Origin of the sequence: Vannielia litorea, from assembly GCF_019801175.1 — a bacterium.
Taxonomy (GTDB): Bacteria; Pseudomonadota; Alphaproteobacteria; order Rhodobacterales; family Rhodobacteraceae; genus Vannielia; species Vannielia litorea_B.
This window is the reverse complement of sequence record NZ_JAHVJR010000001.1, coordinates 1,061,412-1,075,612: the sequence shown is the minus strand read 5'-3', so window position 1 is coordinate 1,075,612 and position 14,201 is coordinate 1,061,412. Positions and strand designations below refer to the sequence as shown.

Here is a 14,201-nt window from a genome sequence, read left to right as displayed (position 1 = left end):
AGTCAGCGGGTGAAATCGGTAATAACGGCCACGCCGGGAGGGGCGGCACCGTCGAAGAGGGCAAGCTCGGCGCTGGCGTCAGAGAGGGCCACGCGGCGGGCGATAAGCGGCGAAAGGTCGAGCTGGCCGCTCTCGATGAGCGAGAGCAGCGAGGGATAGCGCCACGCGGGCATGCCGCGTGTGCCATAAATCGCAAGCTGGCCAGAATAGACGGCATCCCACGGCAGGGTCATGTTCACATGCTCTCCCGCAGGCATCCCGATCTGTACCATGCGGCCCAGTTTGCGCAGGCACTTCAATGCGTTGGCCGTGGTCTGCCCGATCCCGAGCGCCTCCAGCGCCAGATCGGCCCCGCCCTTGGTGATCTCACGCACCGCCTCCACCGGGTCGCCCGCAGCGGCGTTCACCACCGCATCGGCCCCGAGAGCTTTGGCATGGGCGAGCTTCTCCTCGACCACATCCACCATGACCACCCGCGCGCCAAGCGCCCGTGCGATCATCATCGCCGAAAGCCCGACGCCACCAGAGCCCCAGACCGCAAGCCACTCACCCGCCTTCAGCGCCGCGCGGCCCGTGAGCCCGTGCCATGCCGTGGTGGCCCGGCACCCGAGCGATGCTGCCAACGCCGGGTCCATGCCCTCGGGCAGGGCCGCGAGGTTCACATCGGCGCGCGGCACCGCGATGCGCTCGGCAAAGCTGCCGGCCTGGGTGAAGCCTGGCAGTACCTGGCTGGCGCAGATCGTCTGGTTGCCGCTCTGGCAATCGGGGCAGCCGCCGCAGGCAAGGATGAAGGGCGCAATCACCCGATCGCCCGCCTTCCAGCGGGTCACGCCCTGCCCGACCTCGCGGATCACCCCACAAAACTCGTGGCCCGGCACATGCGGCAGGCTCACATCCGGGTCCGCCCCCGTCCAAACATGCCAGTCTGACCGGCAGATGCCGCTGGCCAGAACCTCCAGCACCACGCCATCGGGCGGGCATTCCGGCTCCGGCAGGCTCTCGATGGCCAGCGCGGCGCGGAACTCTGTAAGGAGGGCGGCTTTCAAGGCGAATCCCGTGGTTGGAGCGGTTTGCGCTGCCTTAGCCCGGATCGCCGGGCAAAGCCAGTTGCCCATGCGTGAGGCGACCTACGCACGACTAGAGAGCTCGCGCTCAGGTCGGCGCCGCCCCCCTGCGCCGCCACCCCAGCAGGAGCAGGCTGACAATCCCTGCCGGCACCGCCGTGGCCAAGGCGAGCGCCGCCAGCGCTCCCGGTATCAGCCAGTTCCACGGGCCGGGAATGCGCACATCGCCGTTGGTGTCGGGGTCATAAAGGATGGTGCGGGTCGAGCCGACGGGGAAGTCCCACTCGGAGTGCGACATGCCCGCGCTGGCCTGCACCTCGCGCCCGTCAGAGCGGGTGTAACGAAAGACCGGGGCGTAATTGGTCACATCGCCCTCCAGCGGCGACCAGCCCTCGTATTCGCGCAATTCCACCACCTCGCCCTCGGCCTCCGCCATGCCCATCGGGGCAATCAAAGCCTCGGCGGCAAAGAGGATGGCCGCACCAAGCAGCAGCGCAGGAAGCACCCAGACGAGCAGCCACATCCGGCCAGAGATTTCACGAACCCCGTCATAGCGGGTGCGGAAGAGAAAAGCGTCTGCCATGGGCGGAGTTTTGCGTCCGCCGCCGCCCGCGTCCAGTGGCCAGCGCTACGCCCCGGCGTAGGGCGAAGCCGCCGCCCCGCCGCTTACATGTGGATCGCGTAGCTCTCGATCACCGTGTTGGCGAGCAGCTTTTCGCACATCGCCTTCACATCAGCCTCGGTGGTGCCCTCGGCCAGATCCAGCTCGATCACCTTGCCCTGACGCACGCCCTCGACGCCGCCGAAGCCAAGCGCGCCCAGAGCCGATTTCACCGCCTCGCCCTGCGGGTCGAGCACGCCCTGTTTCAGCATCACGTCCACACGCACCTTCATGGCGGCTCTCCTCAGTTGATCAGGGTCGGTTTGCCCATCGGCGCGGCACCGCCCTTGGGCAGCACGCCAAGCCGGCGGGCAACTTCGGTATAGGCATCCGTCAGCGAGCCGAGATCGCGGCGGAACACGTCCTTGTCGAGCTTCTGACCGGTCTCCAGATCCCACAGACGGCAGCTGTCGGGGCTGATTTCATCGGCCACGATGAGCCGCATATAATCGTTCTCCCAGATACGGCCGACCTCGATCTTGAAGTCGATCAGCTTGATGCCAACGCCATACATCACGCCGCTGAGGTAATCGTTCACCCGCAGCGCCAGCGCCACGATGTCGTCGAGATCCTGCTGTGTCGCCCAGCCGAAGGCGATGATGTATTCCTCGGGCACAAGCGGGTCGCCCAGCTTGTCGTCCTTGTAGGAAAACTCGATGATCGGGCGCGGCAGCTGCGTGCCTTCCTCAAGCCCAAGCCGCTTGGCCATCGAGCCCGCGGCGAAGTTGCGCACGATCACCTCGAGCGGCACGATCTCGACCGAGCGGATCAGCTGCTCGCGCATGTTCAGCCGCTTCAGAAAGTGGGTCGGCACGCCAATGTTGTTCAGCCCGGTCATAAAGAACTCGGACAGCCGGTTGTTCAGCACGCCCTTGCCCTCGATCGTCGCCTTCTTCTCGGCGTTGAACGCGGTGGCATCATCCTTGAAATACTGCACCAGAGTGCCGGGCTCGGGGCCCTCGTACAGAATCTTGGCCTTGCCTTCGTAGACGAGCTTGCGTCGTGCCATTTCGGTCCAATCCAGATGCAGCAGGGCGCGGCTCCGGAAAGGGCCACGCTTCACTAGGCGGGCTATAGTGCAACGATGCCGCAGCCGCAAGCGGAGCAAAGCCCACACGGCGCGGCGCACAGCCGCGCCGGCACCTCCGGCAAGGCTTGGCCCCGGAGAGCGCTGCGGTTAGGTTGTGCCTGCCGGGCCGCAGGAGGGCGGCGCAGGGCCTTCGGGGGGACCATGGTTGAAGATTTTGCAGTGTTGGATTTTGCCCTCGTCGATGCACCGCCGCGCGATGTGGCGCAGGCCTTGGCCCGGGCCGAGGCCCCCGATCCCGCCAATGGCAAAGACAAGCCTGCAGGCCTTCTGGGCCGCCTCATCGGCCGCCGCGCCGCTGCGCCCTCTCCCGCCGCCCCATTGCTGGTGCAACCCCGTGGCACCCTGCCCGCAGGAGTGCTCGCCCGCGAAATGGTCGATGACATGGGCTTTGGCGGCGCCGACCGCGAGATCCGCCTCTCCGCCCCCATTGGCCCTGCCAGGCACACGCTGATCGAGTTCCGCGAGCGCTCCGATGCCGGCCCCTCACCGCGTCTCGCCGCCCTCAGCCGCGCCCTGCCGAAGGCCGAGGTGCTGGCCTTCCGCCTCACCGGGGGTCGCCATCCGGGCGGCGAATATGGCTTCACCGTTTTTCGCGGCGGCGCCATTGTCCGGGCACTCCGCATCCACCGCGCCTCCGCCGAAGATGACTGGCAGCGCAGCCAGACCGGCAGCCCCCACCCGCTGGAAGAGGAAGCCCCGCCCGACCCGTCCGATCCCGGCGGGCTGATCTCGCCCAGCAGGCAAGCTGCCCTGCTTGCCGCCCTCGGGATCGATGCCGATGAACTACTGGTCGACCGCAGCGCCCACAGCGCGGTGCTGGAACTCTCCACCCACGCGGGCGGCACACCGCCCTCCGCTCTACCCGCGCCTCGGCCCGTCACCCCTGCGCCTGTAGCTCCGTCCCCGGCCACGGCACCCCCGGATGAAGACAGGGCCACATGGGAGGATGAAATCACCACCCTCCTCGTCGCCGCCGTCACCGACGGGCTCACCGAAGACGAGCAGGTGCCCTGGCTCGACGCCATGACCGCTGACCTTGAGGCTGGGCGCACCGAAGCCGCGCTCGACCGGGCCCGCGCGCTGCTGGCCCGTGGCACCCGCCCCGAGGCCGAACGCGAAGCCGCGGCAACCCGGCTTGCGCAGCTCTTCGGGCTCGAAAGCTGAGCCTGTCGCCGCTTTCGCCCTTTCGCGCCTTCCCATCCCGGCCCGGGGCTCTTAAATAGAGGCAAGGATTCAAACCGGGAGGCCCCCATGTCCACCTTCGACGATCGCGAAAACGCGTTTGAAAACAAGTTCGCCCATGACGCCGAGATGCAGTTCAAGGCTGAAGCGCGGCGCAACAAGCTGCTGGGCCTCTGGGCCGCCGGCCTGCTGGGCAAAGCTGGCGACGACGCCGTTGAATACGCCAAGGAAGTGGTGAAGGCCGACTTCGAAGAGGCCGGCGACGAGGATGTGTATCGCAAGGTCAAGGGCGACCTCGGCGATCTGGCCGACGAGGCCACAGTCCGCGCCCAGATGAAGGCGATGATGGCCGAAGCCAAGGCCCAGCTGATGGAAGAGAGCTGAGGCTCTTTCTCTTCTACGACCTCGATGCAAACGGCCGGCCCCGCCCGGCCGTTTTCTTTTTTGCGAAGGCGGTTAAGCCCTTGGTCACTCCGCGCTGATAGCACCCTGCCCAGATATCCGCAGCAGGAGGCGGAATGGGCAAGGTTTCTCACGGGTTGCAACGCGCAGCCGGCACGCTGAAGGAGGCAGGCCTCGGCAGGCTGGTGCTGCGGCAGGGCCTGCCGATCCTGGGCGTGCTGGCACTTCTGCCCCTGCTGGCGGGCTGGCTCCACGGGCTCGACCTCGGTGCAGGCTGGGCCCAGCTTTCAGCATTGCCCGGCTCACGCTGGGTCGGCGCACTCTGCATGACCACGGTCAGTTTCTGGGCGCTCGGGCGTTACGACCTCGCCATTCACCGCTGGCTGTCAACCGGGCAGAACGAGGACGCCGTGCAGGGCGCGGGCGTCACCGCAATCGCCGTCAGCCAATCTACCGGCTTCGGGCTGGTCATCGGCGCGCTGCTGCGCTGGCGGATGCTGCCGGGCCTCGGGCTTGCCCGTGCCCTCGGCGTCACCGCCGCTGTTGCGCTCTCGTTCCTCGCCGGGTGGGGCCTCTTCACCTCACTGTGCCTGCTCTTGCTGCCCTCCGCCTTCCCCTTCGCCGAAGCCGTTGGCGCCGCCGGCCTTGCGCTAGGCGCTTTCGTCGTGGCACTCTGCCTCTGGCCGCCGCACTGGGGCGGGCTCTCGCGATTGCCCCGCCTGCCCTCGATCTGGCTCGCCACCCGCATCGCCCTTTTCGCCACGCTTGATTGTGCCGCCGCCGCGCTCGCCTTCTGGCTCCTGCTGCCCCCCGGCACCGACCTTGCCTACCTCAACCTGCTGCCCGCCTTCCTGCTTGCTCTAGGCGCGGGCATCATGGGCGGCACGCCGGGCGGCGCAGGCCCCTTCGAGGCCGCAATTCTTCTGCTACTTGCGCAGGTCGATGGCACCGCGCTCTCCTGCGCCATCCTCGGCTTCCGGTTGGTCTACTATGCCCTGCCCGCCGGGCTGGGGCTGCTTGCCGCGGCGATCGGGCCTGTCCGGTCGCTGGCCACCCTGCGGCAGGAACGGGAAGACAAGTCGAGTTTTCGCCCCGTGTTCCGCCGCGCCGGACGGCCGCCTTCAGAGGATCTTGCATGGCACCTCGCCACCGCCCGCCGGGCCGAGGCCGGGCTGATCCGTCAGGGCGAGCTGGGATGGCTCGAGGCCCCCGGCGCGGGCGGCGGTTGGGCGGCTGGCCCCACCGGCTCGGCCCTCGTCGCCCTCGGCGCCCCTTTCGGGCCGTGGGGCGAGCGGCGGCACTGGCTCGCCGCAGTACGCGCCGAAGCCCGCGCGCGTGGCCTCGCCCCGGTGATCTACAAGGCCGGCCCCCGCATGGCCGCCACCGCCCGCCGCGCGGGCTTCCGGGTGCTACCCGTTTCCGAGGAGGCGGTGATCGAGCCGCTCGGCTTTTCCGTCGACAGCCCCAATCACCGGCAACTCCGTCGCAAGCTGCGCCGCGCCGAAAAGGCCGGGATCGAGATAACCCGCGAGATCGGCCCGCCCGACCCGGCCACCGCCGCTGAAATGGCCGCAGTCTCCGCCGCATGGGAGGCCACGCGCGGCGGCGCACGCGGATTTTCGATGGGGCGCTTCTGCCCCATCTACATTGGCCACCAATACCGCTACATCGCCCGTGCAGAGGGCCGCATCCTCGGCTTTGCCAGCTTCCATGTTTCGACCTGTGAGTGGGTGCTCGACCTCATGCGTACCCTGCCCGAGCAAGAGCCGGGTGGCCCCTCCGCCCCCGACGGCACGATGCATGCCCTCGTCGCCCGCGCCATCGCGGATGCCGCCCGGCGCGGCTGCCTGAGGCTCTCGCTCGCCGCTGTGCCGCTCCGGCAGGCCGGGCTTGAGGGGGAAGACCCTGAAAGCGCACTCTTTTCCGCCCTTCGCTCCCGGCTCGACGAGGCCTCCGGCGGGGCCGGGCTGCGCCAGTTCAAGGCCTGCTTCGCCCCGCGCTGGGAGCGGCTCTACATCGCCGCGCCAAACCGCCTTGCCCTGTCGCTCGCCGCGGTCGACATCGCCCGCCGCATCGCCCGGCCCCGCCCGCTGCCGCGCCTCGGCACCGAGCATGCCGCACCGGGCCGCTACGCCCCCCGCGCCACCCCCGATACCTTGCAGGACGCCGCCCTGCCCCTCCGCCGCGCCTCCTGAGCGCCGCACCCCTGCCCCCACGCCTCATAACGTCTTGCAGCATTCGACGTTGCGCCCCGCCGCGCCCTGTGGCACCCACCCGCCAACCCAACGCCCGGAGGCCCCAATGCCCGACGCTCTTTCCACCCTGCTGGCCGAACGCCCCTTTCTGCTGACCGATGGCGCCACCGGCACCACGCTGTTCAACATGGGCCTTCAGTCCGGCGACGCGCCGGAACTCTGGAACGACGAGCACCCCGACCGGATCGCCGCGCTCTACAAGGGCGCCGTCGATGCCGGCTCCGACCTCTTCCTGACCAACAGCTTCGGCGGCAACGCCTCGCGGCTCAAGCTGCACAGCGCCGAGGGGCGGGTGCGCGAGCTCAATCGCATGGCCGCCGAGATCGGCCGCGAGGTGGCCGACAAGTCCGGGCGCACTGTAGTGGTCGCAGGCTCGATGGGCCCCACCGGCGAGATCATGGGCAACATCGGCACCCTGACCCATGAAGACGCGGTGGAGATGTTCCACGAGCAGGCCGAAGGCCTGAAGGAAGGCGGCGCCGATGTGCTCTGGGTCGAGACCATCTCAGCCCCCGAAGAATACAAGGCCGCCGCCGAGGCCTGCGCGCTGGCGGGCATGCCCTGGGTCGGCACCATGAGCTTCGACACCGCCGGGCGCACCATGATGGGGGTCACCTCCTCCAGCATGGTCAAACTCGCCACCAAGCTGCCCACGCCCCCGCTCGCCTTCGGCGCCAACTGCGGCGTCGGCGCCTCCGACCTGCTGCGCACCGTGAAGGGCTTTCTCGCCGAGGGCCCCGAGATTCCGGTGGTCGCCAAGGGCAACGCGGGCATCCCCAAGTATGTCGACGGCCACATCCACTACAACGGGACCCCCGAGCTGATGGCCGACTACGCCTGCATGGCCCGTGACATGGGCGCGCGGATCATCGGCGGCTGCTGCGGCACCACGCCCGAGCATCTTGCCGCCATGCGCGAGGCGCTCGATACCCGCCCCGCCGCCGCCGCTCCGACGCTCGAAGAGATCGCCGAAAAGCTCGGCGGCTTCTCCTCGGCCTCCGATGGCACGGGCGACGGCCCCGCGCCCGAGCGCCAGCGCCGCGGTCGCCGCCGGAGCTGATCGCGCCACCTAATAGCTCGCCGGGCGGCCACGATGCCGCCCGCTCAGGTGATCTTGAACGTCGCCGTGAAAGGCAGATGGTCGCTGACCTCCTCGCGGAAGGTCTCGCGCCCCATGTCCATCGTCCAATGCATCGGAAACAGCCGCAGGCTGCCGCGCACATAGGCACGGTTCTTGATCGGGATGCGGCTGATCGCAAAGCCGTCCAGCAGATTCGCCGGGCCACCCTCCAGAATATGCGAGAACCTTTCCTGCAAATCCCAGCAGGACAGAAAGTCCATCACATCCCCACCGCCGAGGTGGTGGAAGTTGCTCACATCCTGCCCCGGGATCATGTTGAAATCTCCCATCAGCAACATCGTCTTCAGCCGGTTTCCGGGCTGCTCCTGATAGGTGGTGATGTAGTCACCGATGAACCGGCATTGGCTGTCGCGCAGCGCCTGCTCACCCGCTCCACGCCCCGATTTGAGGTGAACCGCGATCAGATGCGCCTCGAACTCGCCCACCTTCAGGTCGGCGATCACCGCGCGGCGGCCGGTGGTGTAATCACCCTCCGAGCCATCGAGGATCTGCTTTTCGGTGATCTCTACCCCCTGCTTGTGCAGGATGCCGAGGTGCTGATGCGCCACCGGCTGTTCCACCAGCACTGCCTGATAATCCAGCCCCTTCGCCGCCAACCCCTCGCGCAGCACTTCGATGTAGCTGGCCGGGTTCACCTCCACCAACACCACGATCTCGGCATCCAGCAGCGCCAGCCCCTCGATCTGGTTCTCTGTCTTCTCCGGCCCGGCAGGGAAGAAACACCCAAGGTTCCAAACGGCAATCCGGGCAACGGCATGTTCAAATGCAACCATCTCAACTCTCCCTCAATCAAATGCAAAGCAACCTATGCGGGAAAGATAACAGATCTGCGACGAACGCCCTAGCTGAACAGGTCGAGCTGGTCCCCCGGCTTGGGCGGCACCCGGAAGAGATCGCAGCGCAGCGGCGGCAGGTTGCGCTTCAGCCCCAGCCGTTTGCAGGCCACCTCGAACCGGTGCGAAAGCAACGCCGCATGCGTGCCCTGCCCCTTCATTCGGCGGCCCCATTCCGGGTCATAATCGCGCCCGCCGTGCATCTCGCGCACCCGGGCCATTACCCGGCTGGCCCGCTCCGGCGCGGCCTCCTCCAGCCAATCGCGGAACAGCGGCGAGACCTCCCGCGGCAGGCGCAGCACGATGTAGCTGGCGGCAACCGCCCCTGCATCCCTCGCCGCAGCAAGGATCTTCTCCATCTCATGGTCCGTCAGCCCCGGGATCATCGGCGAGGCCATGACCCGCACCTGCACCCCCGCCCCAGCCAAGCGCTCGATCATTTTCAGCCGCCGCGCCGGGCTCGGCACCCGCGGCTCCATCTTGCGCGACAGTTCCGGGTCGAGCGTGGTGATCGAAACGCCCACCCGCGCAAGCCCCTCCCAGCCCATGTCACCGAGAATATCCAGATCGCGCTCGATCAGGCTGCCCTTGGTGACAATGCCCACCGGGTGATTATGCGCGCGCAGCACCTCAAGCAGCCGCCGGGTGATCCGGTGGGTGCGTTCGATCGGCTGGTACGGGTCGGTGTTGGTGCCCATGGCGATGGGCGCCACTTCATAGCGTGGGCTGGCCAGCTCCGCTGCCAAACGCTCCGGCGCATTCGGCTTGGCCACCAGCTGGGTTTCAAAGTCCAGCCCCGGTGAGAGGCCGAGATAGGCATGGGTGGGCCGGGCAAAACAGTAGATGCAGCCATGCTCGCAACCGCGATAGGCGTTGACGGAACGATCGAACGAAAGATCGGGCGAGCTGTTGCGGCTGATAATCTTGCGCGGGTTCTCAAGCGCCACCTCGGTCCGCAGCGGCGGCAGTTCCTCCTCCGCGCCCGTGCCCCAGCCATCGTCCACTCGCTCAACGGCATAGGCATCAAACCGGCTTGCCACGTTCGAGAGGGCCGCACGCCCGCGCCGCCGATGCTCCGGCACCGCCCAGCCGCCCCCTGATGCTTCTCCAAATCCCATGGTCGCACCTCGCAGTTTGGAGAACATATAGAACATTCCGCGAACATTTGAAAGAACCGCATGACCTTCATGACTATTTTTCGCGCCCATCCCCCGCAAATCCTCGCTATAAGTCGGCAAACGTGCGTGCCATGTCGCAAATCGGAAAGTCGCTTTGCGCCATTCCGGCAATGGCTCGATACAGAAAACCGCCTCCGGCCCAACGATGGCCACACAAAGGAACTGCCCATGTCTGCGGATGAAGAAGACGACATCATCCTTTCGGAACTCTCCGACGAGGACCTGACCGCCCAGATGCATGACGACCTCTACGATGGCCTCAAGGAGGAAATCGAAGAGGGCGTGAACATCCTGCTGGAGCGCGGCTGGGCCCCCTATGACGTTCTGACCAAGGCGCTTGTCGCGGGGATGAAAGTGGTCGGCGACGACTTCCGCGATGGCATCCTCTTCGTGCCCGAGGTGCTCTTGGCCGCCAATGCGATGAAGGCTGGGATGGGCATCCTGAAGCCGCTGCTGGCCGAAACCGGCGCCCCCCGCATGGGCAAGATGGTGATCGGCACCGTGAAGGGCGACATCCACGACATCGGCAAGAACCTCGTTTCCATGATGATGGAGGGCGCGGGCTTCGAGGTGGTCGATCTGGGCATCAACAACCCGGTCGAGGATTATCTCGATGCGCTCAAGCGCGAAGAGGCCGACATTCTGGGCATGTCCGCCCTGCTCACCACCACCATGCCCTACATGAAGGTGGTGATCGACGCGCTGGTCGAGCAAGGCATGCGCGACGACTACATCGTGCTGGTCGGCGGCGCGCCCCTGAACGAAGAGTTCGGCAAGGCAATCGGCGCCGATGCCTACTGCCGCGATGCCGCCGTTGCGGTGGAAACCGCGAAGCAGTTCATCGCCCGCAAGCACAATCAGCTGGCGGGGTGACCCGCCCCGCCCTACTTGGGCGGCATCAGGTAGGCCTCGACCTGGGTCGCAAGGGCCTTCACCGGCTCGGTCTGTTTGCCGGGCCGGGCCACATGCCGGGCCATCGCCATCAGGGTGAAGGCCCGGATTCCCTCGGCCATCACCTTGGGCGGCAGATCGGTCCGGAAGGGCGGTGCGCCGAAGAGCCCGCCGAACCAGCCGGTAATGATGATATCGAGCCGCGAGAGCGCTTCGGCAATCGGTCCGTCGGCAAGAGAGGCACGTTGCACCAAGTCGAACACATAGCGCTCGCAGGTCAGCAGCTCGATCACCGGGCCAAGGGTCGCCGCAAGCCCCTTGGCGCTCGACGGCCGGCGCGCGGTTTGCAGCGCATCCATCAGCCGAGAGAGCCGCTTGGCCACAAGCTGCTCCATCAGCACGTCCTTGTCGGCGAAATGGGTAAAGAACGTGCCCTTGGCCACCCCCGCCGCCTTCACCACCTGCTCCACACGCAGACCGCCAAAGCCCTCGCGCGCCACAATGCTTTCGGCCGCGGCGATGAGGTTTGCCCTTGTGGCGCGGGCGCGGCGCTGAATCGGTTCACTCATGCCGCTGTGGTCGCCCGAAAGGTGACCGTGGTCAATTCGATTCTGCGGAACTGCCCATGAGGCTCCCGAGCGACAGCAAACTGACTGAAGATGGCCTCGCCCCCGCCGGTCAGGGCAAGCTCCTGCTCATCGCCTGCGGGGCGCTCGCCCGCGAGATCCTCGCGCTGATTGAGGCCAACCAGTGGCACCACATGGCCCTCACCTGCCTACCCGCGATCCTGCACAACCGCCCCGAGGCGATCCCCGATGCGGTCGAGGCCGCGGTGGAGAAGCACCGCACCGCCTTCGAGCGCATCTTCGTGGTCTACGCCGATTGCGGTACCGGCGGCCTGCTGGAGGCCCGCTGCAAGGCCCTCGGCGTCGAGATGGTCGCCGGCCCGCATTGCTACAGCTTCTTCGAGGGCAACGCCGCCTTCGCCGCCCATGACGACGAGATCACCGCTTTCTACCTGACCGACTTTCTCGTCCGCCAGTTCGATGCCTTCGTGACCAAACCACTGAAGTTCGACAAGCACCCGGAGCTGAAGGAAATGTACTTCGGCCATTACACAAAGCTGGTCTATCAGGCCCAAACCAACGATCCGGCGCTGACTGAGCTAGCGATGAAACACGCTCAAACACTGGGGCTGGAGTTCGAGCGCCGGTTCACCGGCTACGGCGATCTGGAGGTGGCGCTGGCATCCGCGTGATGCAGCACACCACGGGGCCTAAAGCGCCATATCATCCCGGTGGATCAGGGCCGCCCGCCCCGGATAGCCCAGCAGTGCCTCGATCTCTTCAGAGCGGTGCCCGGCAATCACCCCGGCCTCTTCCGCCGTATAGCGGACCAGCCCTTGCCCTAAGTGTCCGCCCGGCCCGACGATCTCAACCGGATCACCCCGCAAAAACGACCCTTCAACGCCGCGCACCCCGGCAGGCAGCAGCGATTTGCCCGCCGCCAGCGCCTTGGCCGCGCCTGCATCCACCGTGACCGTCCCGCGTGGCTTCATCGAGCCGATCCAGCCCTTGCGCGCCGCCTGCGGGGTGGTCTGGGCGGTGAACCACGTGGCATTGGCGCCCTCTTCCAGCCGCTTCAGCGGGTTCAGCGCAAAGCCGTGGGTGATCGCCATGGCGCAGCCCGCCGTGGTCGCCGTGCGGGCGGCGAGCAGCTTGGTCTTCATGCCCCCGCGCGACAGGCCCGAGCCTGCATCGCCCGCCATCGCCTCGATCTCGGGAGTGATCTCCTCAACCACGTCAAACCGCGTGGCCGCAGGGTCCACCGAGGGGTTGCCGGTGTAGAGCCCGTCGACATCGGACAGAAGCACCAGCGTATCGGCCCCCACCGTCACCGCCACCTGCGCGGCCAGCCGGTCGTTGTCGCCAAAGCGGATCTCGTCGGTCGCCACCGTGTCATTCTCGTTGACGATGGGCAGCACCCCGAGCGAAAGCAGCGTTTCCAGCGTGGCCCGCGTGTTCAGGTAGCGCCGCCGCGAGGCACTGTCTTCCAAAGTCAGCAGCACCTGCGCGGCCTTCATCCCATGCGGCGCCAGCACCTCTTCATAGGCCCGCGCGAGCCGGATCTGCCCCACCGCCGCCGCCGCCTGGCTCTGCTCAAGCGCCAGCTCCTCCACGCCAAGCCCGAGCACGCCCCGCCCCAGGGCAATGGAGCCAGATGAGACCAGCAGAACCTCGCAGCCGCGGGCCCTCAGCGCGGCGATATCCTCGGCCAGCGCCACCAGCCACTCCTGCCGCAGCGCGCCGGTCGCCCGGTCCACCAGCAGCGCCGAGCCGATCTTGACGACAAGCCGCCTGGCCTGCCCCAGGCCCGCGCTCAAGGCTGCCACGGCGCGTCCTCGTCCTCATCCGCGATCTCATCGCGGCGCGCCCGAACGATCTGCGCCCGCAGCGCCCGCAGCACCTCCTGAATGCCCTCACCGGCCACGCCGGAAATCTGGAAGGGCCGCTGCCCGGCGGCCTCCTGGAGCTCGGCCTGCTTTTCGGCCCGCTCCTCATCGGTCAGCGCATCGACCTTGTTCAGCGCCAGCACGCGCGGCTTGTCGGCAAGGTGGCCGCCATACATCTCCAGCTCGTGGGTGATGGTCCGGTAATCCTCCGCCACATCCTCGCTGGTGCCATCGACAAGGTGCAGCAGCACCGCGCAGCGCTCCACATGTCCAAGGAAACGGTCACCGATGCCCCGTCCCTCATGGGCGCCTTCGATCAGCCCCGGAATATCGGCCATGACAAACTCATGCCCGTCCACGCCCACCACCCCGAGGTTGGGGTGCAGCGTGGTGAACGGGTAATCCGCAATCTTGGGCCGCGCGTTGGATGTGGCCGCCAGAAAGGTGCTCTTGCCCGCGTTCGGCAGGCCCAGCAGCCCCGCATCCGCAATCAGCTTCAGCCGCAGCCAGATCGTGCGCTCCACTGCCGGCTGGCCCGGGTTAGCCCGGCGCGGCGCCTGGTTGGTGGAACTCTTGAAATGCAGGTTGCCGAAGCCGCCGTTCCCGCCCTTGGCCAGCACCACACGCTGGCCCTCTTCGGTCAGGTCGGCAATCACCGTCTCCTCATCCTCTTCGAGGATCTCGGTGCCCACCGGCACGCGCAGGATGATGTCATTGCCATCCGCCCCAGTGCGCTGGCGGCCCATGCCGGGCTGGCCGTTCTTGGCAAAGAAGTGCTGCTGGTAGCGAAAGTCGATCAGCGTATTGAGATTGTTCACTGCCTCGGCGATCACATCGCCCCCGGTGCCACCATCGCCGCCATCCGGCCCGCCATACTCGATGTACTTCTCCTTGCGGAACGAGACACAGCCGTTCCCTCCCGCGCCGGAGCGGATGTAAACCTTTGCGAGGTCGAGAAACTGCATGGGGCTGCGTCCTTGGGCTTGGGCTCCCGCGAGGTATCGCATCATGCGGGGCTTCTCAAGCCTCCACGCGGGACATGTGACGGCGGG

At 67.2% G+C, this 14,201-nt stretch carries 15 protein-coding genes; 6 read left to right on the top strand and 9 right to left on the bottom strand.

Annotation, left to right across the window (positions count from 1 at the left end):
• Positions 1-2 precede the first annotated feature (2 nt).
• From KUV38_RS05320 to purC, 4 genes are all read right to left on the bottom strand, one after another.
• Positions 3-1,046: a zinc-dependent alcohol dehydrogenase family protein gene (locus KUV38_RS05320; protein ID WP_222469055.1), complete on the bottom strand. Its 1,044-nt coding sequence runs from the start codon at positions 1,044-1,046 to the stop codon at positions 3-5.
• A 106-nt stretch (positions 1,047-1,152) separates the two neighbouring features.
• Complete coding sequence (locus KUV38_RS05315; protein WP_222469054.1) at positions 1,153-1,647, bottom strand: DUF3592 domain-containing protein; 495 nt, start codon at positions 1,645-1,647, stop codon at positions 1,153-1,155.
• Between the two features lie 83 nt (positions 1,648-1,730).
• Complete coding sequence (gene purS, locus KUV38_RS05310; RefSeq protein WP_222469053.1) at positions 1,731-1,958, bottom strand: phosphoribosylformylglycinamidine synthase subunit PurS; 228 nt, start codon at positions 1,956-1,958, stop codon at positions 1,731-1,733.
• An 11-nt stretch (positions 1,959-1,969) separates the two neighbouring features.
• Positions 1,970-2,734 (bottom strand): phosphoribosylaminoimidazolesuccinocarboxamide synthase, encoded by a 765-nt coding sequence (purC, locus tag KUV38_RS05305; protein ID WP_222469052.1) that lies wholly within the window; start codon positions 2,732-2,734, stop codon positions 1,970-1,972.
• Positions 2,735-2,956: 222 nt separating this feature from the next.
• Here purC and KUV38_RS05300 point away from each other — a divergent pair, with 222 nt between their 5' ends.
• The 4 genes from KUV38_RS05300 to bmt all read left to right on the top strand — a co-directional run bounded on the left by KUV38_RS05300 (position 2,957) and on the right by bmt (position 7,714).
• A complete protein-coding gene (locus tag KUV38_RS05300; protein WP_222469051.1) occupies positions 2,957-3,979 on the top strand; it encodes a hypothetical protein in 1,023 nt (340 codons plus the stop codon).
• 87 nt (positions 3,980-4,066) lie between these two features.
• Positions 4,067-4,381, top strand: a complete 315-nt coding sequence (locus KUV38_RS05295) for a DUF1476 domain-containing protein (protein WP_222469050.1) — start codon at positions 4,067-4,069, stop codon at positions 4,379-4,381.
• 134 nt (positions 4,382-4,515) lie between these two features.
• Complete coding sequence (locus tag KUV38_RS05290; protein ID WP_222469049.1) at positions 4,516-6,594, top strand: phosphatidylglycerol lysyltransferase domain-containing protein; 2,079 nt, start codon at positions 4,516-4,518, stop codon at positions 6,592-6,594.
• A gap of 106 nt (positions 6,595-6,700) precedes the next feature.
• The gene (bmt, locus tag KUV38_RS05285) at positions 6,701-7,714 is read left to right on the top strand and encodes a betaine--homocysteine S-methyltransferase (RefSeq protein ID WP_222469048.1); all 1,014 of its coding nucleotides are present in this window, start codon (positions 6,701-6,703) and stop codon (positions 7,712-7,714) included.
• Positions 7,715-7,758: 44 nt separating this feature from the next.
• Here the strand turns inward: bmt and KUV38_RS05280 are convergent, their stop codons facing one another.
• Together KUV38_RS05280 and KUV38_RS05275 are read right to left on the bottom strand one after the other, a co-directional pair.
• Positions 7,759-8,568 (bottom strand): GMP synthase, encoded by an 810-nt coding sequence (locus KUV38_RS05280; RefSeq protein WP_222469047.1) that lies wholly within the window; start codon positions 8,566-8,568, stop codon positions 7,759-7,761.
• 68 nt (positions 8,569-8,636) lie between these two features.
• Complete coding sequence (locus KUV38_RS05275; protein ID WP_222469046.1) at positions 8,637-9,746, bottom strand: PA0069 family radical SAM protein; 1,110 nt, start codon at positions 9,744-9,746, stop codon at positions 8,637-8,639.
• Between the two features lie 228 nt (positions 9,747-9,974).
• Here KUV38_RS05275 and KUV38_RS05270 point away from each other — a divergent pair, with 228 nt between their 5' ends.
• A complete protein-coding gene (locus tag KUV38_RS05270) occupies positions 9,975-10,679 on the top strand; it encodes a corrinoid protein (RefSeq protein ID WP_222469045.1) in 705 nt (234 codons plus the stop codon).
• Positions 10,680-10,690: 11 nt separating this feature from the next.
• Here the strand turns inward: KUV38_RS05270 and KUV38_RS05265 are convergent, their stop codons facing one another.
• The gene (locus KUV38_RS05265; RefSeq protein WP_222469044.1) at positions 10,691-11,266 is read right to left on the bottom strand and encodes a TetR/AcrR family transcriptional regulator; all 576 of its coding nucleotides are present in this window, start codon (positions 11,264-11,266) and stop codon (positions 10,691-10,693) included.
• Positions 11,267-11,322: 56 nt separating this feature from the next.
• Between KUV38_RS05265 and KUV38_RS05260 the strand changes: the two genes are divergently transcribed.
• Positions 11,323-11,955 (top strand): DUF1638 domain-containing protein, encoded by a 633-nt coding sequence (locus KUV38_RS05260; protein ID WP_222469043.1) that lies wholly within the window; start codon positions 11,323-11,325, stop codon positions 11,953-11,955.
• A gap of 18 nt (positions 11,956-11,973) precedes the next feature.
• On the opposite strand, the gene proB is transcribed toward KUV38_RS05260, so the two are convergent.
• Both proB and obgE read right to left on the bottom strand, forming a co-directional pair.
• Positions 11,974-13,089 (bottom strand): glutamate 5-kinase, encoded by a 1,116-nt coding sequence (gene proB, locus KUV38_RS05255; protein ID WP_222469042.1) that lies wholly within the window; start codon positions 13,087-13,089, stop codon positions 11,974-11,976.
• Complete coding sequence (gene obgE / locus KUV38_RS05250) at positions 13,077-14,114, bottom strand: GTPase ObgE (protein ID WP_222469041.1); 1,038 nt, start codon at positions 14,112-14,114, stop codon at positions 13,077-13,079. Before obgE ends, proB begins: the two co-directional genes overlap by 13 nt.
• Between the last annotated feature and the right edge of the window lie 87 nt (positions 14,115-14,201).